Origin of the sequence: Ruminococcus sp. AF31-8BH, from assembly GCF_003460605.1 — a bacterium.
Taxonomy (GTDB): domain Bacteria; phylum Bacillota; class Clostridia; order Lachnospirales; family Lachnospiraceae; genus Blautia_A; species Blautia_A acetigignens.
The window spans coordinates 158,361-183,369 of the sequence record NZ_QTVN01000008.1; the positions used below are offsets into that span (position 1 = coordinate 158,361).

Here is a 25,009-nt window from a genome sequence, read left to right on the forward strand (position 1 = left end):
CAATATAGAAATATGCCACCCCCTTCAAGAGGCTGCACGCCTGTGTCATGCGGCGTGCGGTCTCTTTCCCTCTTTGAGGCTAAGCACCAAAAAAGCAGGGAAAAGGGGAAAAAGAAAAGGGAAAGGGGATCGTGATCATGGAAAGAAACACCATGAAATATAAAGTAAAACAGTATTTAATGTTTGCTGGCGTTTCCACTGTTCTGTTTTGTGCAGTTGTAATCCTTCCGTTTATTTATGGATTATATCTTACCTTCACAAGCTGGGACGGTGTTTCAAAAGAGAAACCATTTGTTGGTTTGGCAAACTATATTGCTACATTCCAGGATGCAGCTTACTGGCAGGCACTTGGCCGTACATTAATTTATTCAGTTATTGCCGTAATTCTGGTAAACGTAGTAGCATTTTTCCTTGCATACCTTCTGACCAGCGGAATCAAAGGACAGAACTTCTTCCGCGCAGGCTTCTTCGTACCAAACCTGATTGGTGGTATCGTACTTGGTTATGTCTGGAAATTCGTATTTAACCGTGCGTTTGTTGCACTTGGAAAATCTCTTTCCGTAGGAGCGCTTTCCACCTCCTGGCTGGCTACCACAAACGGTGCTATGGCCTGCTTGATCATAGTATCTGTATGGCAGTATGCCGGATATATGATGCTGATCTATGTAGCTGGATTCATGAGCGTATCCAAGAGCCTTATGGAAGCTGCACAGATTGATGGATGTACTAAGACTCAGGCAACCTTGAACGTGACGATTCCGCTTATGAGATCATCCTTCGTACAGTGTCTATTCCTTACAATCACAAGATGCTTTATGGTATACGATGTAAACCTTTCCCTGACAAAGGGTGAACCCTTCAACTCTTCAGTAATGGCAGCAATGCACGTATACAATCAGGCGTTCTCTTATAAAAATTATGGTACTGGCCAGGCAGAGGCATTGGTTCTGTTTGTTGTCTGCGCAATAGTAGGTGTTACTCAGGTTTATATTGGTAAGAAAGGGGAGGTGGCAGCATAATGGACGAAAACAAAAAAGCAGCTCAGAAAAAGAAAGTCACCCATTTTATTACAATGGCAGTGCTGGTCATCCTGTTTCTTGCCTTCATCTTCCCATTTATTATGGTTATCATCAATGCATTTAAAACCAAAGGTGATATCACAGCAGATCCGTTAGCATTGATTGGTTCTCATGGATTTATTCTGACCAACTTTACAGATGCCATGAAGAAGATGAATTTTGCTACATCCTTCACAAACTCTTTGATGATCACTACAATTTCTACAATCTTTACAATTCTGCTTTCAGCAATGACAGCGTTTGTAATTGTTCGTAACAAATGGAAAGCATGCGGACTTTTGTTTTCCTTAATGATTGCTTCTATGGTTATTCCGTTCCAGGTACTTATGATTCCTCTGGTATCCTTATACGGCGGTATCTTTGGTGTGCTGAACAGCAGAATCACCCTGATTCTTATGCACATCGGATTCTCACTTTCCATGGCAACCTTCATGTTCCACGGAGCTATTCATACCAGCATTCCTTTGGAACTGGAAGAAGCAGCACTTATTGATGGATGTACCAGATGGCAGACCTACTGGAAAATTGTATTCCCGCTTCTGAAACCAACCATCGCAACAGTAGCAATTATTGATGCAATGGCATTCTGGAATGACTACCTTCTTCCAAGCCTTGTTCTTGGACGTAAGGAGCTGTACACACTTCCAATCGCCACACAGGCATTTTATGGTACATATTCAACAGACCTTGGATTGGTAATGGCGGCCCTCCTTCTGGCAATGCTTCCGATCCTGGTATTATATCTGTTCCTGCAGCGTTACATTGTTGAGGGTGTTACCTCCGGAGCAGTCAAAGGTTAACAACGAATACACATGGGGCCCAATGATAGCGATATTTTTGGGTCCCATAACTACTATAGGGAGATAAAAATATGACAAGTCAGACTTTACGAGATGCCAGAAGATATGAAGAAGCAATGGCACAGAATATTACAGCCCAGGAGAGACCGGAATTTCATTTATCTCCAAGAGTTGGCTGGATGAATGATCCTAACGGCTTTTCTTATTATAAAGACAAATTTCATTTATTTTACCAGTATTATCCATATGATTCTCAGTGGGGCCCAATGCATTGGGGACATGCGGTAAGTGAGGACCTTCTGCACTGGGAATACCTTCCGGCAGCTATTGCTCCGGATATGCCATATGATTATGTTGGATGCTTCTCAGGAAGTGCCCTTGAGCTTCCGGATGGACAGCAGCTTTTTATGTATACCAGTGTGCGTAAAGAAGCGCAGCCGGACGGCAGTGTCCGTGATATCCAGACACAGAGCCTTGCAGTCGGAGATGGAATGGACTATGAGAAGGATGTGAGAAACCCGATTCTGACTGTGGAAGATATGCCAAAGAACAGCAGTCCTTTTGATTTTCGCGATCCTAAAATGTGGAAATGTGAGGATGGCACGTATCGCTGTGTGATGGTAAATAACAGAATGGATGGTACAGGAGGACGTATTCTTCTCTATAAGAGTGCAGATGGATATAACTGGGAATTTGAATCTGTTATGCTTTCTAATGATGGCAGCTTCGGAAAAATGTGGGAGTGCCCGGATTTCTTTACACTGGATGGAAAAGATGTGGTGCTGATAAGTCCGCAGGATATGCTTCCTAAAGGCTTTGAGTATCACAATGGAGATGGAACTCTTTGCCTTATCGGTAAATTTGATGAGGAAACCAAGACCTTTATTCCGGAAAAGGACCAGGCAGTAGACTATGGTATCGACTATTATGCAATGCAGACAGTAGAAGCACCGGACGGCAGAAGAATTATGATTGGCTGGATGCAGAACTGGGATACATGTGCGAATAATAGAATTCCAAAAGGTAAATGGTTTGGACAGATGAGTATTCCAAGAGAGCTTTCTATTAAGGATGGCAGACTGATCCAGAAACCTGTCCGTGAATTGGAGAACCTCCGCACAAACAAAGTGGAGTACAAAAATGTTGCTTTTGAGGATGTAATCCGTCTGGACGGTGTATCCGGCAGATGTGTGGATATGGAGATCACACTTCGTCCAGGAGATGCACAGGATATTTATAAGAAATTTGCAGTTCGTTTTGCTCAGAATGAAACCTGTCATACTGCAGTAAGCTTCCGTCCTTATGAATCTATACTGAAAATTGACCGTAAATTCTCCGGTTCCAGAAGAGCAATCATTCATCAGAGAAGAAGTCTTGTGAACAGCGAGAATGGGGAATTGAAGCTTCGTCTGATCCTGGATCGCTACAGTGCAGAGATTTTTGTAAATGATGGAGAGCATGTGCTTACAGCTACCCTTTATACAGATCTGGAAGCAGATGGAATTTCCTTCTTTGCAGATGGTAAGGTGGAAATGGATGTTACCCGGTATGAACTGCGCAAATAAATCAGGAAAATGATCTGATGGCAGATATGAGGAGGAAAAGAACGTGAACCAGAGGGAAAGAAAGAAAAGAACAGTAAAAGCTGAGACTGCTGCAAAGACAGCATTGACAGCGAAAGAGATAAAAACAGAAAAAACAGTATCAGCAGTGAAGGAAAAAAAAGCAGTTAAGCCTGACACACAGGGGATTTTCGATAACCGCATGGCTGAGAAGATTGATGAGCTGCGCTGGCTGTACATGGAGCTTTATGGAAATGACTCTATGTTTGCAGAATTATGCGGTCAGCTTCAGGCGTTTTACCAGGAGCGCACAGATGCTTTGAAGAACCTGGATTTAAAACGTGAGGCAGATCCGGACTGGTACAAGAAAAATGATATGCTTGGCATGATGTTTTATATTGATAATTTTGCGGGAAACATGAAGGGTGTGGAAAGCAAGATTGATTATCTGGAAAAGAACAATGTAAACTATATTCACCTGATGCCTTTCCTTGATACACCTGAGGGACGTTCTGATGGCGGATATGCAGTGGCAGACTTCCGAAAGGTCCAGGAGAAGCTTGGAACTATGGAAGATCTGGAAGAGCTTACCGGTGCATGCCATGAAAAAGGCATAAGCGTGTGTATGGATTTTGTTATGAATCATACCTCAGAGGATCATGAATGGGCAAAAAAAGCCCGTCAGGGTGACGGGGAATATATGAGCAGATATTTCTTCTACGACAATCCGTATATTCCATCCCTTTATGAGAAAACCGTACCACAGGTATTTCCTACCACAGCGCCTGGTAATTTTACCTGGCTGCCGGAAATCGGACATTACGTAATGACAACCTTCTATCCGTATCAGTGGGACCTGAATTACAGAAATCCCCGTGTGTTCAATGAAATGATGTACAATTTCCTTTTCCTTGCAAATAAAGGTATTGATATTATTCGAATCGATGCGGTGCCATATATATGGAAAGAACTGAACACCCCATGCCGGAATCTTCCACAGGTACATACTATTGTGCGTATGATGCGTCTGATCAGTGAGATTGTGTGCCCGGGAATTCTGCTTTTGGGAGAGGTTGTTATGGAGCCGGAAAAGGTTGTTCCATATTTCGGAACAGTTGAAAAGCCGGAATGCCATATGCTTTATAATGTAACCACAATGGCAACTACCTGGCATACAGTTGCAACCAGAGATGTTCGTTTGCTGAAAAAGCAGCTGGACATTGTGAACAGTCTGCCTAAGGATTATGTATTTCTGAACTATCTGCGTTGTCATGATGATATTGGATGGGGGCTGGATTATGCAACTCTTAGCCAGGAGGGAATTGAAGAGCGCTCTCATAAGAAATATCTGAATGATTATTTCCAGGGCTTTGCGGGGGAGAGCAATAGCCGTGGTGTTCTTTATAATGAGGATCCGGTTACAGGAGATGCAAGATTCTGTGGAACGACAGCATCCATGTGTGGAATTGAGAAAGCCGGATTCGAGAAGAATAAAGTGGCTATGAAAAAGGCAATCCAGATGGATGTAATGCTTCATGCCTATATGTTTATGCAGTCTGGAATCCCGGTTATTTATAGCGGTGATGAGATTGGACAGGTGAATGATTATTCTTACAAATTGGATCCGCACAAAGCGCCGGATTCCCGTTACATTCACAGAGGTGTGATGAACTGGGAACTGGCGGCAAAAAGTGATAATCCAAGAACTGTAGAAGGCCAGCTGAACAGACGACTGAATCAGCTGGAGAAGATCCGCAAGAATGAAAAAGCATTTATGACAAATGCAGATACCTGGACAGTAGAGACCTGGGACAATAGCATCCTTTGTATCGGACGCTATTTTGAGGGCGAGAAAATCTACGGTTTGTTTAATTTTAGTGAATATGACAAGACAGCCTGGATTAATGAGCGTGACGGATTGTATAAGGATTTGATCACAGGTCAGGAAATGGAAGCAGCAGGGGTTAATGTACCGGCCTATGGTTTCTTCTGGCTGAAGAAAAAATAAAGCCTGAAGGGGAATTCTAAAGCTTCGTGACTTCCGGGAAGGGAATCATTGCCGGCTGCTCTTGATGATGGCTGCCGATCATCTTCTCCATCCAGACCATATTGTACCACCGTCCGAATTTGTAGGCGCATTTATGAAACTCACCTATCATGGAATAACCAAGGTGCTGGTGGAACTGAATACTGTTATGGTTTAAATATTCATCGTCTGTTTCCGGGCTGGCAATGCAGGCATTTACATTCGTAATGTTCTGGGCGGCAAGGACTTTCTCCAAAGCGGAGTAAAGTGCCTTGCCGATCCCGGATTTTTTTTCGCTTTTTTTTACATAAATGGAGGTTTCCACAGACCAGGCATAGGCAGCACGCGCATGGAGCGGACCTGCATAGGCGTAGCCTACGATTTCTGTGGAAGCGTCGCTGTTGGTGCTGGTTTCCCGCTGGGCAACCAAATAGGGATACAGCTTTAGGGTATGTACGATTCGATCCCGAAATTCTTCGACTGACGGAACCTCATATTCAAAGGTGATTGCAGTCTGCTCTACATAAGGAGCGTAAATAGAGAGCAGTGCCTCGGCGTCATCCGGCGTGGCAGGGCGAATGGTAATCTTGGATGCAGACATGGTGAATTCCTCCTTGGGTTTGCATAAAGATTGTAAGGCTGAATATGCTAAAGCTATATGGCTTCAGCATATTTTCAGCATATTTTCCAGAGAAAACAGCTTATCTGAAGCAAGCAGATTTTCAAGAGCGTTCAGATTCAGGTCTGAATGCTCCAGTTCCCTGGAGAATCGGTAGCAGATGGAAATCTGGTCTCCCAGACAAAAAATGCGGCCGTTTTTCAGATAAGTGCCAATATCAAGCTCGTGAATCAGCAGGGTACAGATTACAGCCATTTTTATTTTGGCAAAAATTTCTTCATCATAAACTGCACCGCAGAAATAGGTGTAAATCCAGTACACAAGTAATTGCTCTTCCTGAATATTCCAGTCCGGATAGGCTTTTGAGAAATCGTCTTTGTGCTCCAAATAAGCCGGAGCAGATTTTCCGTAAAGAGCACTTAAGGCTTTATTTAAAAAATCATGCCATCCGGGTCTTAAAACTTCCATTTCCGGAACAATCGTTTTCCACATTTTTTTAAACAGCTGCTCTGGTGTATCCTTTTGATTTATATGTTGTTTTACTTTGTTTGAAAAACCTTCTCCGAATCCGGACGCTTTATGGCGCTGGCGGATATCTTCCCACTTAAAAAGTTCATTTTTGTCCAGGCAGCGCTGGAAGTCACTGGCAGCAGCCAGTATTTTCTGAAGACGAAGCTTCATAGGGATTTGCCGGTTCTGTACAATTTCCAGAAAGAAGTCGCGGGTATCCATAAGTGCCGTAAAAAGCAGGTAATCGAAATCCTCATAGGTTTCCTCAGATACCGGAATCTCTGCAGTTTGGAAGGTGGTTTTTTCTTTTTTTCCAAGAAGGATGCGTGCAGCCTCCGGGCAGGAAAGGGAAAGGGAATATTCCCGAAGTCCTTCAAATTCTTCAATATGCCGGGGGTATTTTCGGCAGGTATCGCACAGCATTTTTTTTCCGATTTCGCTGTAAATATCACAGAGATTCTTTTCATTTAAAAATGCACAGCGTCTGTGATACTGGTGGAAAACCTGCTCCTTCCAGTCAATGTCATTGTGAAGCCGTCCCCGGAAAGGTCCCTTTACACGGCGATATTTCTTCAGGCTTTTTTCATCAATGACAATTTGCCAGCCTGCACAGCAGGTATCGGGACAGACATCTGCAATGCAGGTGAATTCTTTATAATAATCAGGTCTTGTAATTTGCATGGAAATCCTCCTGTTTTTATCATTGGTATAAACAGATATGCACCGCTATTATAAAATAAGGTGTAGGATTGTGCAAGAGTATGAGAGAATCTGGATTTTTTGTGGGGAATGCTGTTGACATTAATATAGTAGACTGTTAAACTGAAAATATCTATCTGAAGCTGTTGGATGAGGCGAGGATGCCGGAAACTGATAGTATCCGGAATTATGAAATGCTGTAAAATTTGAGAATAGAACGGTGGGGGGGGGTAAACCACACCTGCAGAGGAATATATACATGAGTGAAATGGTAACACAGCGAAGAAAGAAGATTCTTATTGCAGATGATTCTGAGATGAATCGAGATCTTCTGGCTGCAATTCTGGAAGATGAATATGATATTGTGCAGGCTAATGATGGTGTTAAGGCGGTAGATTATCTGCATAAGCACGCAGAAGAGCTTTCTCTGGTGCTTTTGGATCTTGTTATGCCTCAGATGGACGGCTTTGAAGTACTTGCATATATGAACAAGGAACACTGGATCGATTATATTCCGGTAATTATTATTTCGGCAGAGGATTCGCCGGCTTACATTAAGAGAGGCTATGATCTTGGAGTGACAGACTTTATTGGCAAGCCCTTTGATGGAAACATGGTTCGCCGACGTTCTGCCAATGCGATTTTGCTGGGAGCGAAGCAACGTCGAATGACAAGAATTGTAACGGACCAGATTTACGAAAGAGAGAAGAGCAGCAAGCTGATGGTTAGCATTCTCTCTCATATTGTAGAATTTCGTAATGGCGAGAGCGGGCTTCATGTTCTGCACATTCAGGTGATCACAGACATGCTTCTGCGACATCTGGTACAGAAAGAACAAAACCCTTATGCTATCAGCAAAGAGCAAATCGGGCTGATCAGTACGGCATCTGCTCTTCATGATATTGGTAAAATTACCATTCCGGATGAGATTTTGAACAAGCCGGGCAGACTGACAGCTGAAGAATTTGCTGTTATGAAGGGGCATTCTATGGCCGGAGCCAATATGCTGGATCAGCTTCCTTTTGAACAGAGGGAAGAACCTCTTGTGAAGACAGCATATGAAATCTGTCGCTGGCATCATGAGCGTTATGACGGCGGCGGTTATCCGGATGGATTAAAGGAAGATGAGATACCGATTTCTGCTCAGGCAGTTTCTCTGGCTGATGTGTATGATGCACTTACCAGCGAACGATGCTACAAGGCGGCTTATTCCCACGAGAAAGCGATTGAGATGATTCTGGCAGGACAGTGCGGTGCATTTAATCCGCTTCTGTTGGAGTGCCTGTTGGATATTTCCGGTGCCCTGAAGCGGGAGATGAGCCTGAAATCCAATTCTCATCGCTATGACAATACAAATATGGTGAACATAGCGAATCGTTTTCATGATTTTGAACTGGAATCTTCTGAGAAAATTGTTCAGCAGTTAGAATATGAGAGACAGAGTCTTGCTTTTCTGACAGAGAATTCTGATAATATTATCTTTACATACATTGCTTCTCCGCCGATTCTGAATATAAACAAAGCCGGAACCAAAAGAAGTGGGATTACGGAGCCGATACTTTCTCCGCTGTCCAGTGATGCTCTTGGAAGGCTTATTGAGAAAAGTTCTCTGAATCGCCTCACAAAGAAAATCAGGGAGGCAACCAGAGAGATGCCGCATGTGGTCAGCGATATCCGTTTTCTTGATGGCAGGACTCCGGAACGTTACCGCTGTGACTGCAAGGTAATATGGGCTTCTGAAGAGAATAATGAATATACTGGCGTGGTTGGCAAGCTAACAGATATTGATGCAGATTATAGTGTTGTAAGTGATGCAAAAGACATTGCTATAAAGCATGGACGCAGTGCTGCTTTCTCTAATTTTTATGACAGGTTCAAGGCGCAGGGATTTACGGTTTCCGGAGAAGAGGCCTGGGTTCTTCTTCAGTATCTGCAGATTACCTTTGATTTGGTCCGCTATGTGAATCCGATTACCAGAAAAATGATTCATGTAGAGAAGGACGGAAGAGTATGGGAAACAGAATTTGACTGTTATGCAGTATGGAACTGTAACGAGGGCTGCAGTAATTGTATTTCAGCATCTTGTGTGCGTACGAAAGAGCGTAAGATGAAAATCGAAGCGGCAGACAATGAGGCTTTTCAGGTTGTGTCCATGTATGTGGAAATTGAAGGGAAGCCGTGCTGCCTGGAACTAGTGGTTAAAATAGATGACACCTTTGTTCCTCAGGGATATTCCAAGGAAGAGATCCTTAGTTCTGTTCGTATTCATAAAGAAAATATGTATCTTGACCGGGTGACCGGTATATATAATAAATTCTATTACACAGAGAAGCTTTGCAGAATGGAAGCTGTTGCGGCGGTTGCTATGGCAGATATAAAGGACTTTAAGAGAATTAATGAGAACTTCGGGCACCAGACTGGAGATGATGTGCTTCGCAGAGTTGCCGGCGTAATCCATGATGCTGTTGGAGAAAACGGAGATGCACTGAGATATTCAGGGGACAATTTTGTGATGGTATTTTCAGATATTTCTAATGATAAATTTGAGGAAATTCTTGAAGATATCCGCAAAAATGTAGAATCCCTGGTATTTATGGAACTGCCTGGCGTGAAGCTGGAGCTTAATGTTTCAGGCGTATGCCGTCCAGGAAAGGTGGATGAGCTTCTTGATCAGGTGAGAATCTGATTTAATAGCTGTTTTGGGGCTTCATTATGTGAATAAAAAATTGCCAGAGTCATAAGATATATGACTCTGGCAATTTTTGTTATGTAAGAGGAAATTATGTCAGAATTTCATTTAGATTATGTCGCCTCTTTTAATGTATCCCGGAAGTGCCGGGTCAGAAACAACTTCTTTCACATGAAGAATCTTAGCCAGCTTGTCTACAACCTGGTTCTCTACATGTACGCCTTCTCCAATCTCTGCGCCTGCAAGTACAACGCTGTTTTTGATAACAGCACCCTTGTGGATGATGCAGCCACGACCGAGAATAGAGTTCTCAATAGTTCCCTCAACCTGGCAGCCATTGGAAACAACGGAATTGCGGATTTCTGCCGTGCCATAATAATGAGTCGGACAGGAATCGTTTGTACGTGTATAGATCGGCCACTCTGAATCAAACAGTGTCTGAGCAGTTTTGATGTTGATCAGATCCATATTTGCATCGTAGTAGCTCTGGAAATCGGTGATGGAAGCGAAGAATCCACGATGGGAAATTCCGCGGACATCCAGATCATTGTGAAGCTCATTGATAATATCTGTCAATGTAAAGGCTGAAGAAGTGGCTCTTGCCTTTTTGATCAGATCTACTAACAGATCCTTCTTCATGATATAGGTATCCATGAAGATATTACGGTTCTTGGCATTGCCGTGGTTTGGCTCAATGGAGAGAACACCCCTCTGTTTGTTCAGATTCAGGATATTACAGTTCAGGTAAGCTTCCTTAGCGTTGTCAACAGAATGATACAGTAAGGTGATATCTGCGCCTGAATCAATGTGCTGCGCGATCAGTGTGGAGAAATCAGCAGAGTATACCATATAATCCGGTGTAATGACAACATATTCATGATGCATTGCTTCAATGCATTCAAGGTTCTCATAGTAAGCTGCGATATCTGTATTATAGATGTCATTTCTCTTGGCAGTATCAGAGAAAAGAATCTGCAGTCTGCCGCTCTTGGAGTTAATATTATAATGACGGCCTGTACCAATGTGTGAAACAAGTGTACGAGGTTTTTCCTGTACGTAAATCTGGATACGGTCGATGTCACTGTTGCTCAGATTGGAAATCGGGAAGTCGATAACACGATATCTGCCCAGGAAGGAGAATGCTCCGATTGGACGGTAGTCTTCAAGTCCCTCTACTCTGATATTTTTGGATGATGAGTTTACAATTCCAAATGCCTTATACATATTATTCAGCCCCCTTTACACGTTTCGCAATAAGCTCGATGTGCTCGCTGTCTGCACTTCCTACCAGAGCACCCTTGCCTACAGTAATACCGTTGGCAACAAGAGCGCGTACTACAACAGCGCCGTCTTCCACAACAGCACCTGGCATAAGTACACTGTCAATTACTTTGGCACCGGGCCTTACCTTTGCGCCGGTAAAGATAACAGAATTGGTAACTTCACCCTCAATGATACAGCCCTGGGTTATGTATGCATTCTGAATCTTGGCTTCTGTACCGATATACTGCGGAAGGGCAGTTACATCCTCTGTATAGATAGTCCATGTACGGTCACTTAAGTCAAGCTCATTATCTGGGCTGAGAAGATCCATGTTTGCCTCCCAGAGGGAATCAATAGTTCCGACATCCTTCCAGTAGCCTTTGAAGCGGTAAGCAAAAAGCCTCTTGTCATCGCCAAGAAGAGTAGGGATAATATCCTTACCAAAGTCATGGCTGGACTCCGGATTCTTCATATCTGCAAGGAGAAGCCTGCGAAGAAGCTTCCAGTTAAAAATATAAATACCCATAGAAGCAAGATTGCTCTGTGGTACAGGTGGTTTCTCAACAAATTCTGTGATACGGTCTGTCTCGCCGTCAGTATTCATAATACCGAAACGGCTGGCTTCTTTAAGAGGAACTTCAATAACTGCAATTGTAGCATCTGCCTGTCTCTCTTTGTGATAAGCAAGCATCTTGTCATAGTTCATTTTATAAATATGGTCGCCGGAGAGAACAAGAAGATACTCTGGAGCGTATTGATCTATAAAATCGATATTCTGGGAAATCGCGTCGGCTGTTCCGCGGTATACGTCAAGTCCGGCATCTGCTTTCTCACGGGGCGGAAGTACATATACGCCACTGTCCTTGGAATCCAGTCCCCAACGTCTGCCTGCTGCAACATAGCTGTTCAGTTCTACTGACTCATACTGGGTCAGTACGCCGACTACATCAATGCCGCTGTTGGCGCAGTTACTGAGGGGAAAGTCAACGATACGGTATTTCCCGCCATAGGAAACTGCCGGTTTAGCCACTTTGTTGGTAAGATCGTGAAGACGGCTGCCACGGCCGCCAGCCAGAATCATTGCTAACATACTGTTCTGTTTCATGGTGAACCCTCACTTTCATTTCTTTGAGATATATTATACAATCTTTACACAAAAAATTCAATTTTTTTGTGCAAAAAAACCGTAAAAATCAGATGAAATTTAGCTGAATTTTCATTGGTAATTCTGTAAACTTTTCACAGCATCTATATCTTCTGAGGTTACTTTCATGTTGGAAGTAAAGGTTTTGCCGTCAGGAGAGGTGATTTGTACTTCGATTATAGTTCCTTCCGGGATTCCGGCTTGCTGTACAGCTGAAAGAAACTGAGGAAATTTGGGATGTCGTTTGGTAAAGGCACTCCAGAGATTTTTTAGTTCCAGTAATTTCATTGGGTTGATTGCCATATTTTGTTCCTCCTATCGGGGCTGATTAAGGTTTATTGTTTCGAGCTAAGAATGTGATCCGATACAAAATAGTATATCAGAAAAAAATCATACTGCAAATACTCAGGGGGAAATTATCACGAATATTTTGGAACTGAACTAACATTCTGGAGCAAATGGAAAAAGAATTTGAGAAATACAACGATCATCCGGTTGAAATGTGAAAAAATGTAAAAACAGAAGGAATTTCAGGTAAAATCATGCCTTGTCCCGGAGTATTATTTCATTTATAATTATAACTATAAGGTTTTATAAAAAACAACAGAAAAGGATATATTATGAACGTATTTGATATTTTAGGTCCTGTTATGATTGGTCCTTCCAGCTCACACACAGCAGGGGCAGCCAGAATTGGTCTTGTGACCAGGGCTCTGCTTGGGAAAACTCCGGTGAAGGCGCATATCTTTTTGCACGGTTCCTTTGCGAAAACCTATAAAGGACACGGAACGGATAAGGCACTGGTGGCAGGAATCCTGGGGATGCAGACCGATGACGAGCGCATTCGTTTTTCCCTGGATGTAGCGAAGCGGGAAGGCCTGGAAATTCAGATTGAAACCGGAGAACTGGAAGATGCCCACCCCAATACGGCGGAAATCACCCTGACAGCCGAAGACGGGGAAAAGGTGTCTTTGCGGGGCAGCAGTATCGGCGGAGGTAATATTCTGATCACCCGAGTGAATGGAATGGAGGTTTCCCTTACCGGGCAGAATCCGGCGCTGATCGTTCTTCATAAAGATGCGCCTGGAACCATTGCGGCCGTGACCGAGATCATGGCGGAATATGGTGCCAATATCTGCAGCTTCCATCTGGCGCGGGAAGCCAAGGGAGGTCTGGCAGTCATGACCATCGAGAGCGACAGTTGCTTAGGCCCGGACTTAAATGAGAAGATCAATCAGCTGGAAAATATTTATTCCAGTACTTTGCTTGAGCGCGTTTAAATAATCATTTCTGCAATCTGTATGGTTTGTTTTGTAGCATATTTTGCAGAAGGTTTAAGCGGAATCGTATGAAAAGGAGACCCTTATCGTGGAATTAAACTACCATTCAATAGAAGCCCTGTTAAATGCAGCTAAAGAAAATAACTGCCGCCTGTCCCAGTTGGTCCTTACTCAGCAGGCAGAGCAGATGGAGCTGCCGGAGCAGGAAATATATGAAAAAATGCGGCAGAATTATCAGGTTATGGCATCCTGCATCCAGCCAGGAAGCGCCCCGGACCTGAAAAGTACCAGCGGACTTACCGGCGGCGATGCCTACCGCATGCGTACTGCCGTAGAACAGGGGAAAAACCTGACCGGCCCTCTTCTTGGCGGCGCTCTCTACCGTGCCCTTGCAGTATCGGAATTAAATGCTTCCATGGGAAGAATCGTGGCGGCGCCTACAGCCGGAAGCTGCGGAATCGTGCCGGCAGCAGTGCTGACCATGCAGGAGCAGTACAAGCTTACAGAGAGGGAATGCGTCATGTCCCTTTTTACTGCATCCGCAGTGGGAATGGTAATCGCCAATAATGCTTCCCTTGCAGGAGCCCAGGGCGGCTGCCAGGCAGAGTGCGGCTCTGCTTCCGCTATGGCGGCAGCTGCAATCGTGGAACTGGCTGGCGGTGCCCCGGACATGATCGGTTCTGCAATTGCCACAGCGCTGAAAAATATTCTGGGCCTTGTATGTGACCCGGTAGCAGGCCTTGTGGAAATTCCCTGCATCAAGCGAAACGCCTCCGGAGTGGCTGGCGCTTTCGTGGCAGCTGAGCTTGCCCTTGCAGGAATCCGAAGTGCCATTCCGGCAGATGAAGTAATCTGGTCTATGAAAAAGGTGGGAGATGTTATGCCTGCCGCCCTGAAGGAAACTGCCGAAGGCGGCCTTGCCGCCACCCCAACCGGAAAAATGCTGCACGGGCAGGTATTTGGGGAGTAAAACCGAAAAAGCACACAGGGAAATATTGCAAAATGTTAAAAAACTGTTCCAAAAATTACAAAAGTATGTTATCCTTTATTCATAAAATTTTTACAGGGTGACGGAAATGAGAAAGAATTCGAAAGAAAATACGAAGGAACAGGAAATCCCATATTCGTATCTGATAGATAATATAAAGATATTGCTGATATTTCTTGTTGTTTTTAACCATATTATAGCGTTCCAGCTGGTGAAAGAGGACGAAGTCGTCCGCTTCATCTGGTACGGAATCACCATATTCCACATGCCGGCTTTTATTTTTGTTTCCGGATATCTTTCCAAGAAGCCGCAGGACGTATTAAAGAACGTGAAGAACCTGCTGATTCCCTATATTCTGGGCTACACGCTCACATGGGCGTCACAGATCTGGCTGGGAAACCGCATGGATTTCGAGCTGCTCAGACCATCCGGAACCGTTATGTGGTATGTGCTGGCGCTGTTTGCCTACCGCCTCACCATTGAGGCATTTGGCAGAATCCGTTTTATTGTGCCTCTCAGCATTGTTTTTGCACTGTGGACAGGAACCAGGGCAGAGTTCAGTACCTTTTTATCAGCGTCCCGAATCGTAGTATTTTTCCCGTTCTTTGCAGCGGGCTATTTGTGGAAAAGTGAATACACCAGGGCAATCCGTAAGTTTAAAGGCAAGATCGTAATACCGCTGTTTGCATTTATCCTTCTGTTTGTTGCCACCAATTACATGATCGGCAACAATATTCCGGTAGCCATTTTCCGCGGAAATCATTCCTATCTGGGAAGCGGCATGGACGATGTGGAAGGAATGGTAGTAAGGGGAATGATGTACCTGATTTCCTTTATTATTATTTTTGCACTGCTGGTACTGATGCCAGACAAACGCCATCCTTTCATTTTCCTTGGAAGAAACACAATGGGAATCTATTTCTTCCACTATCCGATCATGATCGTGATGAACGGACTTTTGATCCTGAAGCTTCCGCAGCTTCTGAATGTGTGGTCTTTACTTGGCGTTTCCCTGATATTTGTGCTGGTTCTGGGATGTCCGCCAGTGAACTGGCTGTATAATAATGTGCTCAGCCTGCTTACCTTCCTTATTTTCAAAAGAGAAAAGAAAGAAGAGGAGGACGAAGAAGTACTGGAAGATGAGTACGACAACAAAAATCAGGAAGATAAATTTGCAAAGCTTGCAGAACGGCGAATGGCAATTGATGAGCTTGCCGCCATGCTGGACGCAGAAGACAGTGAAGAACATAAAGAGTATGAGCAACATGAATTGTATGAAGAGCATGAAGAACACGAAGAAGGACAGTCCTGACGGATTGTCTTTCTTTGACAGGAGAGAATATTATGAAGCGAGTGATCACTTATGGAACCTTTGATCTGTTTCACGAGGGCCATTATAATATTTTAAAAAGAGCCAAAGCGCTGGGCGATTATCTGATCGTGGGTGTAACCAGCGAGAGTTATGACATTGAGCGCGGCAAGCTGAATGTGCGCGACAGTCTTCTGAAAAGAATTGAAAACGTGCGGCGCACCGGTTTTGCAGACGAGATTATCATAGAAGAGTATCAGGGACAGAAGCTCAGTGATATTATTAAGTACAAGGTGGATCTGCTTGTGCTCGGCTCTGACTGGCGGGGCAAATTTGATTATCTGAAGGATTACTGCGATGTGAAGTATCTGGAGCGGACCAAGAACATTTCCAGCACCAAGCTTCGGGGCGAAGGAAGCACCTACACGGTAGGCGTGGTTACAGATGACGATGAGGACAGTGGTATTGTATGGGAGACGAAATATGTCAGCGGTCTTCATGTAGAATGTGTTTTTTCCGAGAATGAAGATGCGGCCAGGTCCTTCTGCGACAAATACGAGCTGGATTCCTACTACTGTGTGGAAGCCCAGACCAGCGAATGGGAGCCAGGCTTTGACTGCTTTTTGTCTCAGGTAGATATTGTATATATTAAGACAGAGCAGGCGAAGCGGGAGCTTTATATCAGGAAGGCTTTGGAGAGCGGAAAGCATGTGATCAGCGATGCTCCTATGACTGGGAACAAGGAGAAGCTGAAGGAGCTTTTCGCCCTTGCTGCGAAGAACAAGGTGCTGCTGGTTGAGAAGATTACGCTGGTTTATCTGCGTGCCTTTAATCAGCTGGTATGGCAGACCCACAGTGCTCTTGTGGGTGAGATCGTAAGTGTGAAATGTTCCATTTCCCAGGATCACTTTGAAGGCGGCAGAAGCTTTTCGGAGACGGCGGTGCAGCCATTGTGTGCGATCATCAAGATCCTTGGGAAAAATTATCTGGAAGTAAAATCCAATGTGGTGAAGGATAAAGCGGGAAATTGTATTTATGATATGATCACCATGCGGTATCCAGATGCCCTTGCCACCATTGAAATCGGTACCACAGTAGATGTGGAGGATGAGTTTGTGGTGATCGGTACCAAAGGCCGTGTGACCATTCCCAATGACTGGTGGAACACCGGATATTTCGAAGCGAAGATCGATGACAGCAAGGGACTGAAACGATACTGCTTTAACTTTGAGGGCAACGGGCTTCGGTACCTTCTGCAGGAACTGCTGATTATGATTAGTGACGAGAGAACAGAATGCACCCGTCTTTTCAATGAGGAATCTGAGACGCTGGCGGACATTCTGGAAATAATAAATCAGAGGGGATAAAAATGACAGAGAAACAGGAACGTCTGTTGCAGCTTTTGGGCGAGTTTGCCCGGATCTGCAGGGAAAATGATCTGAAATACGTGACTGCGGAAAAGACGGCTCTTGGCGTGATGCAAAGAGGCGGCTTCCTTCCGGGAGACGATACGGTGACTGTTTATATGCCGGCAGAGGACTGGCATAAGCTGATGAATCTGGCAGGAACTGTGCTTGAGGCAAACCGCACTCTTTTGTGCCTGGAAAGTGACAGCAGCTTCGGCAGTGTTGGTGCGGCATATGCATCTACGGACCGCTGTGCCCTGCGCAGGCATCAGATTATGGGAAACGGATGTGCAGGAGAGCGCATTGATGTGTTTTTGCTGGACCCTGTTTCAGCGGATAAGGAAGAATATGAGAAATATTGTGCCGATTTGATGTTATATGCAGATCTTGCAGACCCGGGGCAGGTGTACGGCGACCGATGGGAAATTTCCGGGGCTGCCTATAAACGGGGGCTTCTTTCCTGTCAGGTTACGGGGAAAGACCGCGTGCTGAAGAAGCTGGAAGAGAATTTGCAGGTGCATGAAACAGAAGAATGCCCGCGCTATGCGGTGCGCTCAGGGGAGGTTCCTTTCCTTTTGGAAAAGGATATGCTTTTTCCTGCAAAAGAAAAAGATTTCCAGGGCATTCCGGTAATGGTGCCGGGGCAGATCTGCCAGTATCTCATAGAATGGTATGGAGATGAATGGTCCTGTTTTTCAGATTATGAAAAGCCGGAATCCCAGGAAATGGCTGAGGTAGAGGGTTTGTCAGATCAGGAGTTTCGCCAGGATTATATGCCAGGTATCCGCAAGGGAAAGCTTCTGAGATCCTGTACCGGACAAAAAGTACACGTTTTGTCCAGTGCCAAAAAGGAACATCAGCTGAGGGAGAACAATGCTCAGATTCTGGGAAGTGACACGAAAATGGCGCTGGAAAACCAGATCCAGAAGTGCGGACAGAGCATAAAGAGCCTTCTGGAACAGCAGGATTTCCAGAAATTAAGCGAAATTTTTTCGGAATATTACAAGGTACAGTTGAGCGAAGAGTTTATTGGACGAAAAGCTCTTAAAGGGCTTTATGAATTTTATCATCCTGTGCTGATGGAGATTGGTGCGGAGAATTTTTATGCGGCAGTGCTTACGCTTGTGTATAAGGAGCAGATCGGCAGAGCGAAAAGACTGCTGGAGATTCGGGAACAGACAGGTGCGCTCTCCCCGGAAGCGGCACAGCTGAAGGCAAATCTGGAGATTTTTGAAAAAGCAGTATCTGATTATGAGTGCAGGCATTTCCAGGAGGCGGAGGATGCACTGGAGCCGCTTTTGGAGCGCTATCCCAAGGTTCCGGGCTTTATGAAACTGAAGAGCCGCTTCCTTATGGAACATGCCCGCAATGGAATTGAGCGGGTGGAAGCGGAGCTTTATATGGATGAAGCCTTGCGTATTTTCCCGGAGGACGGATATTTCCTGAAATACAAAGGGGAACTGCAATGGATGCTGGGAAAATGTGCGGATGCGCTGGAAATTTTCGCAGATGCCCGTGAGCACACGGACAATCAGGTGGTTCTGCATGAACTGGACCAGTTCCTGACACCATACTGTAAGGAAACCGTCAATACCTGTCAGATGCTTCTGGACGCCGGACAAAAAGACGGGGCAAAGAGGCTGATTGAGCTTTGGGGCAGGCTTTTGCCGGGAAATCTGCGGATTCAGGAGTGCTATGACCTGGTTCGCGTCAGCACGGCGAAGACCTATACAGAGATGGAAGCCGTGGCTGAGAAAATTATGGAACAGATTCAGAAGGATGGAAGGGGTGCGTCTGGCGCGGAGAAGGGCAAGGAACGTTACAGAGCTGCCCTGACCAGAGCATGGGAGCGTCTGGGCTATCCCAAAGAACTAGCGCAGATTCGCACAGATCTTATTTTTACCAAAGAGACTGGTGATATGGAGTGGCTGGCGGAGAAAGCCAAGGACTGCCAGATCCGCAAGGAGAAACGTGCCCAGGTATATAAGCTGATCGGTGATATCAAAAGAAAACAGGGCCAGACAGATGCGGCCTTTGACAATTATAAGAAAGCAGTGGACTGCGGCGGAAAAGGTTATGTGAACATTGAGCTTTACCGGATCTTTTTCGCAGATTTTCTGGAAGGCAGCAAACGGGCTGCGGCATACGCAAAGGTTCTGGATGCTTCCGAATATCTGGATCACTGGCTGGGCAGATATGGAAGCACAGAGGAGCTGCAGCAGCTTGTGAAGGAACTGGCCGGAAATAGTCAGTATCTGAAGATCGCAAAGGAGAATCACCTGGAAAAAACGGTGCCGCAGACCGCGGAGCAGGAAAACAGAAAAGAAAGCTATCTGGACCGCAGCTGGGATTATGTGAAATTCTGCGCGTCCAAGATCGCTCTTGAGAAAGAATACCTGGAAAACAAAGATTGTATCATTAATTTATATAAGAATAAAGACTATCCGGCTCTTGAGAAGATGTTTGCCCGGTATACAGAGGCAACGGTGAAGAGCATGGAAACGGATGAGGTTTTTGTTCCGGACGAGGAACTGCAGCATATTTTTGTGGATGTGCTGGAGAAAACCGGAAATGTGAAGCTGAAAAAGAAAGTGGAAAAATACTGGAAATAAAGAAAGGCAGACCAAATGAAAGTAACAGATTATATTGTGGAATTTCTTCAGAGAAAAGGGATTCATGATTTCTTCGGATATCAGGGAACCATGATCGCCCATCTGGTAGATTCCATTGAGAAAAATCCCAATACCAGAAGTCATTCCAGCTACAATGAGCAGGGCGCTTCTTTTGCTGCCTGCGGATATGCCCAGGCAGGAGAAAAATGTGCCTGCGCTTATGCCACCAGCGGACCTGGTGCAGTGAATCTGATTTCTGGAATTGCAGACGCATATTTTGATTCCCTTCCGGTGATTTTTCTTACCGGACAGCTGAACACCTATGAATACTCCGGAATCCCCAGGCTGAGGCAGCAGGGATTCCAGGAAATCGACATTGTGGCCATGACCAGACCTGTGACCAAATATGCAGTGCAGATCCGTGAGGATGAAGATATTGTAAAAGAACTGAACAAAGCATGGCATATTGCGAATACAGGACGAAAGGGACCTGTACTGATTGACCTTCCCATGAACATTCAGCGCGGGGATGTGAAGAACCCGGTTTATGAGATGAGCCTGGAAAATATAAACCTGGGTGATGTGAATTCGGAAAAATTAGAGATGGAAGAGCTGGGCCAGATGGATATGCGCTCAGAAAAAATAGGATCAAAGGAATCTGGGGCGAAAATCGAAAATTCCGGAATTGCAGAGACTGCGTTATTTAATGTATCTGCTGATGTGAAGGAATGCGCAGCTGCCATCCGCAGTGCCCTTCAGGAAGCGAAGCGCCCGGTAATCATGCTGGGCCACGGCGTCAGCGACAAGGCAGTTCGCGAAGAACTGTTTGCCCTTGCCCGCCAGTGGAAGATCCCGGTAATCACAAGCGTGCTGGAAATGTCCGCACTATCCTGGGACGATCCGCTGAACTTCGGCTGTATCGGCGGCGCTTACGGCCACCGCTACGCCAACATGATCGCCAATGCCAAAAGTGACCTTCTGATCTGTCTTGGCATTTCTCTCTGCACCCGCCAGATTGGCACCAAGGTGCATGAGTTTGCAAAAGGCGCGAAGATTATTCGTGCGGATATTGACTCTTATAATCTGCGGAGAAACATTCACGAAAACGGAACGAACGAACTGAAATTCTGCGTGGACGCAGCAGATGTGATTCATATGTTAGCTGGTTGGACAGGAAATGAAACAGGCGTTTCAATAAACAGAACTGGTGAGGCAGAAATTCATAGTTGGAATCTGGCACACCTTGATTTCACAGAATGGCTTTCTGTGTGTACAGACATCCGCAGTTCTTTAAGAGCTGTGGACGACGCAATTCCGGAACGTTATCCCAACCGTATGATCGCAGATTTAAGTGATCTGCTTGCAGACACTTCCGCAGTAGCAATTGACGTGGGACAGCACATGGTATGGAGCTATCAGTCCTTCCACAACCAGAAGAACCAGAAGCTTCTTTTCTCCGGCGGACATGGTGCCATGGGCTATGCCCTTCCTGCAGCCATCGGCGCCCATTACGCCACTGGAAAGCCAGTAGCCTGCATCTGTGGAGACGGTGCATTCCAGATGAATATTCAGGAATTAGAATGGGTGAAGCGTGAGAATCTTCCTATTACCATGATCGTAATGAACAACCACGCTCTTGGAATGATCCGCCACCTGCAGCGTGACTACTTTGAGCAGGTATATGCAGACACTGCAGAAGGAACCGGATTCTCTTCCTGTAACTTTGCAGAAGTAGCCAGAGCATACGGTCTGACCAGTACCTGTATGGAAGCAGAAGCAGTGAAGGATAATGCTGCCGGTTTCTTCTGCAGCACAATTGCCCCACGCCTTCTTGAAATCCTTCTGGAGCCTGGAACCTACGCCTACCCAAAAACCTGCCTTGGGGAGCCCATCCACAACCAGCAGCCATACATTCCAAAGGAGATTTATAACAGACTGATGAGTCTTTAAAGAAAGGACACGCTTTCATGAGTAAAGTCACCATAATCACCGGCGGCACATCCGGAATTGGCAGGGGGATCGCGGAGAAGATCCTGGCCAATTCGGGAGCCGATGATATTCTATACGTAAGCTTCGGGCACAATCAGAAACAAGCCGAAGAATTTCTCCATGCCCAGTCCGAAGCTGACCAGAAGAAACTCCGTCTGATCCAGGCCGACATGTCCTCCTATGATCAGATGATGAACTTTGTCACCCGGATCAAAAAAGAAACCGACCACGTAGACTGGCTGGTAAATAACGTGGGCATCAGCACCTATGCCAAATACGAAGACTACACCTTCGAAGAATGGAGCAAAATCGTAAACACCAACCTGTCCGTCCCTGTATTTCTGGTAAAAGAACTCCGCCCCATCATAAGAGAAGGCGGCAGTATCCTGTTCACAGGCTCCTACGCCGGACAGCAGGCTTACTCCTCCTCTCTGGTCTACGGAGTAACCAAATCCGCCATCCATTTTCTTACCAAATCCCTGGTCAAAGAACTGGAACCCAAGCAGATCCGCGTAAACGCCATCGCCCCCGGCTTCATTGAAACCAGCTGGCACAAAAACCGCACCCCGGAAAGCTATGAGCGGATCAACCGCAAAATTGCTCTCCACCGCTTCGGCGAAATCTCCGAAGTAGCAGATATGGCATACGAAATTTTGAAAAATGGATACATGAACGGCAGCATCGTAGATATTCATGGCGGATATGACTATTTTTAATTGATTTTAAAACAATGATGTGATAAAGTGTTACCATTGCCGTTTGAAAGAGAGGACAAAACATTGCTGAAAAGTGATGAAAAATATCAGGATTATGTAAAAATCCTGGAAGAAGAACTGATTCCCGCAATGGGCTGCACGGAACCAATCGCCATCGCCTACGCAGGAGCAGTGGCAAGAGAAACTCTTGGCTGTTTGCCCGATGAGATGGACATCCAGGTAAGCGGGAACATTATCAAGAACGTAAAAAGCGTAATCGTTCCAAACACAGGCGGAATGCGCGGAATCGCAGCTGCACTGTGTGCAGGTGTGATCGCAGGAGACGCGCAGGCTCTTCTGGAAGTAATCGCCGGGGTAACACCAGCACAGAAAGAAGAAATCAAGACGTACATGGATCAGGTAAAGCTGAAAATCACGCCAGCATCCTCCGGGCATGTGTTTGAAATTGATGTGACCGTTTCCGGCAGGAACGGAAATGCCCGCGTGCGGATCATAGACAATCACACCAACATTATTCTTGTAGAGAAAAACGGACAGCCCATTTTCACAAAAGACGTCTGTTCAGAAGAGAAAGAAATTAAAACGGATCATTCTGTATTAAATATAGAAGACATCATTGATTTCGCCAACACAGTAGATGTGGAAGATGTGCGGGAAGTTCTGGAACGCCAGATCCGCTACAACATGGCCATTTCCGAGGAAGGCCTGCGCGGCAATTACGGTGCCAATATCGGAAAAGTGCTTCTGCACACCTACGGCGATAACATCAAGATCCGCGCCAGAGCCAAGGCGGCAGCAGGCTCAGATGCCAGAATGAATGGCTGTGAGCTTCCGGTAGTGATCAATTCGGGAAGCGGCAATCAGGGAATGACCGCCAGCATTCCGGTTATTGAATTTGCAAAGGAACTGCAGGTTTCCCATGACAAAATGCTCCGTGCCCTGGTGCTGTCCAATCTTGTGACCATTCACCTGAAAACCGGAATTGGAACCCTTTCCGCTTACTGCGGTGCGGTAAGTGCAGGCTGCGGAAGCGGTGCCGGAATTGCTTATCTTTACGGCGGGGACTATAAAGTTATCGCCCACACCATCGTCAATTCCCTGGCAATCGTTTCCGGAATCATCTGCGACGGAGCCAAGGCATCCTGTGCAGCCAAAATTTCCGCAGCTGTGGATGCTGGAATCATGGGCTATGAAATGTACATACAGGGACAGCAGTTTTATGGCGGGGACGGAATCGTCACCCACGGCGTAGAAAATACCATCCGGAATGTAGGTCAGCTTGCAAAAGAAGGAATGTGCGAGACGGACAAGGAAATCATCCGGATCATGGTTGGAAAAGGAGATGAGATGAAAGCATTATGAGATTGAAATACATATTAAAAAGAATACTGATCGCCATTCCCACTTTTTTCGGAATCACCATACTGGCGTATTTCATTCTGAACCTTGCACCAGGTTCTCCGTTGGATGCACTTCTGGCGGACCCGGGAATCACTCCCGCAGAGCTGGAGCGTAAACGTGTGGCACTGGGACTGGATCAGCCGGTGATCGTTCAGTATTTTACATGGCTGAAACAGCTGCTTACAGGAAATCTTGGATTTTCCTACAGTACACAAAGGCCGGTTGCCACAATGATCCTGGAGAGACTTCCAGCCACTGCAATCCTGGCTGCAAGCTCTATTCTGCTTTCTTTGGTGGTATCGATTCCTCTTGGAATTTTTGCGGCATCCAAGCCGAACTCAAAAAGAGATTATTTCTCCGGCGGACTTTCCATGCTGATGATGGCAACGCCCAACTTCTTTGTTGGTCTGGTATTTATTTACCTGTTTGCTATTGTATTCCAGATTCTGCCATCTGGCGGAATGTACAGTTCCAGCGGAGCACGTACCTTTGGAGATCTGATGAAGCATATGATCCTGCCATGCCTGGTGCTTTCCTTCCAGCAGATCGGAGGCTGGGTAAGGCATATGCGAAGCAGTATGCTTGAGGTTATGCAGGACGATTACATCCGTACCGCCAAGTCCAAAGGTCTTGGAAAATGGAAGGTAATCATGAAGCACGCCCTGAAAAACGCCCTCACTCCGGTTGTTACAGTAGTAGGCATGTCCATTCCTTCTATTGTAGGAGGAGCAGTCGTAACGGAGCAGGTTTTCGGCTGGCCAGGAATCGGTTCCCTTATGGTAACTGCCATCAACGGAAGAGATTATCCGGTTATTATGGGTGTTACCGTTATGATTGCGGCGGCAGTTCTGATCGCAAACATTCTTACTGATGTGGCGTACGGCATCCTGGATCCGCGAATCAGCTATAAATAAGGG

19 protein-coding genes are annotated in these 25,009 nt (G+C 45.6%); 14 read left to right on the forward strand and 5 right to left on the reverse strand.

Annotated elements, in window-relative coordinates:
• The first annotated feature begins 137 nt into the window (after positions 1 to 137).
• From DWZ38_RS11680 to DWZ38_RS11695, 4 genes are all read left to right on the forward strand, one after another.
• Entirely contained in the window at positions 138 to 1,019 is an 882-nt protein-coding gene (locus DWZ38_RS11680; protein ID WP_021925621.1) for a sugar ABC transporter permease, read from the forward strand.
• Positions 1,019 to 1,879 (forward strand): carbohydrate ABC transporter permease, encoded by an 861-nt coding sequence (locus DWZ38_RS11685; protein ID WP_021925622.1) that lies wholly within the window; start codon positions 1,019 to 1,021, stop codon positions 1,877 to 1,879. Before DWZ38_RS11680 ends, DWZ38_RS11685 begins: the two co-directional genes overlap by 1 nt.
• 71 nt (positions 1,880 to 1,950) lie before the next feature.
• The gene (locus DWZ38_RS11690) at positions 1,951 to 3,444 is read left to right on the forward strand and encodes a glycoside hydrolase family 32 protein (protein WP_117852906.1); all 1,494 of its coding nucleotides are present in this window, start codon (positions 1,951 to 1,953) and stop codon (positions 3,442 to 3,444) included.
• Between the two features lie 199 nt (positions 3,445 to 3,643).
• Positions 3,644 to 5,449, forward strand: coding sequence for an amylosucrase (locus DWZ38_RS11695; protein ID WP_117853034.1), 1,806 nt, complete (start codon positions 3,644 to 3,646; stop codon positions 5,447 to 5,449).
• Between the two features lie 16 nt (positions 5,450 to 5,465).
• On the opposite strand, the gene DWZ38_RS11700 is transcribed toward DWZ38_RS11695, so the two are convergent.
• The gene (locus tag DWZ38_RS11700) at positions 5,466 to 6,068 is read right to left on the reverse strand and encodes a GNAT family N-acetyltransferase (protein WP_117852908.1); all 603 of its coding nucleotides are present in this window, start codon (positions 6,066 to 6,068) and stop codon (positions 5,466 to 5,468) included.
• Between the two features lie 63 nt (positions 6,069 to 6,131).
• The gene (gene fliB, locus DWZ38_RS11705) at positions 6,132 to 7,277 is read right to left on the reverse strand and encodes a flagellin lysine-N-methylase (RefSeq protein WP_117852912.1); all 1,146 of its coding nucleotides are present in this window, start codon (positions 7,275 to 7,277) and stop codon (positions 6,132 to 6,134) included.
• Positions 7,278 to 7,554: 277 nt separating this feature from the next.
• Between fliB and DWZ38_RS11710 the strand changes: the two genes are divergently transcribed.
• Positions 7,555 to 9,981, forward strand: coding sequence for a diguanylate cyclase (locus tag DWZ38_RS11710; protein ID WP_117852915.1), 2,427 nt, complete (start codon positions 7,555 to 7,557; stop codon positions 9,979 to 9,981).
• Positions 9,982 to 10,092: 111 nt separating this feature from the next.
• Here DWZ38_RS11710 and glgD read toward each other — a convergent pair whose 3' ends face one another.
• From glgD to DWZ38_RS11725, 3 genes are all read right to left on the reverse strand, one after another.
• Positions 10,093 to 11,208, reverse strand: coding sequence for a glucose-1-phosphate adenylyltransferase subunit GlgD (gene glgD, locus DWZ38_RS11715; RefSeq protein ID WP_117852917.1), 1,116 nt, complete (start codon positions 11,206 to 11,208; stop codon positions 10,093 to 10,095).
• A gap of 1 nt (position 11,209) precedes the next feature.
• Complete coding sequence (locus tag DWZ38_RS11720) at positions 11,210 to 12,352, reverse strand: glucose-1-phosphate adenylyltransferase (protein WP_117852920.1); 1,143 nt, start codon at positions 12,350 to 12,352, stop codon at positions 11,210 to 11,212.
• 111 nt (positions 12,353 to 12,463) lie between these two features.
• Entirely contained in the window at positions 12,464 to 12,694 is a 231-nt protein-coding gene (locus DWZ38_RS11725) for a hypothetical protein (RefSeq protein WP_243000239.1), read from the reverse strand.
• 317 nt (positions 12,695 to 13,011) lie between these two features.
• On the opposite strand from DWZ38_RS11725, the gene sdaAB reads away from it, so the two are divergent.
• The 9 genes from sdaAB (at position 13,012) to DWZ38_RS11770 (ending at position 25,006) form a co-directional block, all read left to right on the forward strand.
• A complete protein-coding gene (sdaAB, locus tag DWZ38_RS11730; protein WP_117852923.1) occupies positions 13,012 to 13,671 on the forward strand; it encodes an L-serine ammonia-lyase, iron-sulfur-dependent subunit beta in 660 nt (219 codons plus the stop codon).
• 88 nt (positions 13,672 to 13,759) lie between these two features.
• Positions 13,760 to 14,641: an L-serine ammonia-lyase, iron-sulfur-dependent, subunit alpha gene (gene sdaAA, locus DWZ38_RS11735; RefSeq protein WP_021925632.1), complete on the forward strand. Its 882-nt coding sequence runs from the start codon at positions 13,760 to 13,762 to the stop codon at positions 14,639 to 14,641.
• 106 nt (positions 14,642 to 14,747) lie between these two features.
• Entirely contained in the window at positions 14,748 to 15,971 is a 1,224-nt protein-coding gene (locus DWZ38_RS11740; protein ID WP_117852925.1) for an acyltransferase family protein, read from the forward strand.
• A gap of 32 nt (positions 15,972 to 16,003) precedes the next feature.
• Positions 16,004 to 17,335, forward strand: coding sequence for an adenylyltransferase/cytidyltransferase family protein (locus tag DWZ38_RS11745; RefSeq protein ID WP_117852928.1), 1,332 nt, complete (start codon positions 16,004 to 16,006; stop codon positions 17,333 to 17,335).
• Positions 17,336 to 17,337: 2 nt separating this feature from the next.
• The gene (locus DWZ38_RS11750) at positions 17,338 to 19,986 is read left to right on the forward strand and encodes a LicD family protein (protein WP_117852930.1); all 2,649 of its coding nucleotides are present in this window, start codon (positions 17,338 to 17,340) and stop codon (positions 19,984 to 19,986) included.
• Positions 19,987 to 20,001: 15 nt separating this feature from the next.
• The gene (locus tag DWZ38_RS11755; RefSeq protein WP_117852933.1) at positions 20,002 to 21,936 is read left to right on the forward strand and encodes a thiamine pyrophosphate-binding protein; all 1,935 of its coding nucleotides are present in this window, start codon (positions 20,002 to 20,004) and stop codon (positions 21,934 to 21,936) included.
• A 17-nt stretch (positions 21,937 to 21,953) separates the two neighbouring features.
• Positions 21,954 to 22,691: an SDR family oxidoreductase gene (locus tag DWZ38_RS11760; RefSeq protein WP_021925637.1), complete on the forward strand. Its 738-nt coding sequence runs from the start codon at positions 21,954 to 21,956 to the stop codon at positions 22,689 to 22,691.
• Between the two features lie 63 nt (positions 22,692 to 22,754).
• Entirely contained in the window at positions 22,755 to 24,053 is a 1,299-nt protein-coding gene (locus DWZ38_RS11765) for an L-serine ammonia-lyase, iron-sulfur-dependent, subunit alpha (protein WP_117852935.1), read from the forward strand.
• The gene (locus tag DWZ38_RS11770; RefSeq protein ID WP_117852938.1) at positions 24,050 to 25,006 is read left to right on the forward strand and encodes an ABC transporter permease; all 957 of its coding nucleotides are present in this window, start codon (positions 24,050 to 24,052) and stop codon (positions 25,004 to 25,006) included. Before DWZ38_RS11765 ends, DWZ38_RS11770 begins: the two co-directional genes overlap by 4 nt.
• The last annotated feature ends 3 nt before the right edge of the window (positions 25,007 to 25,009 follow it).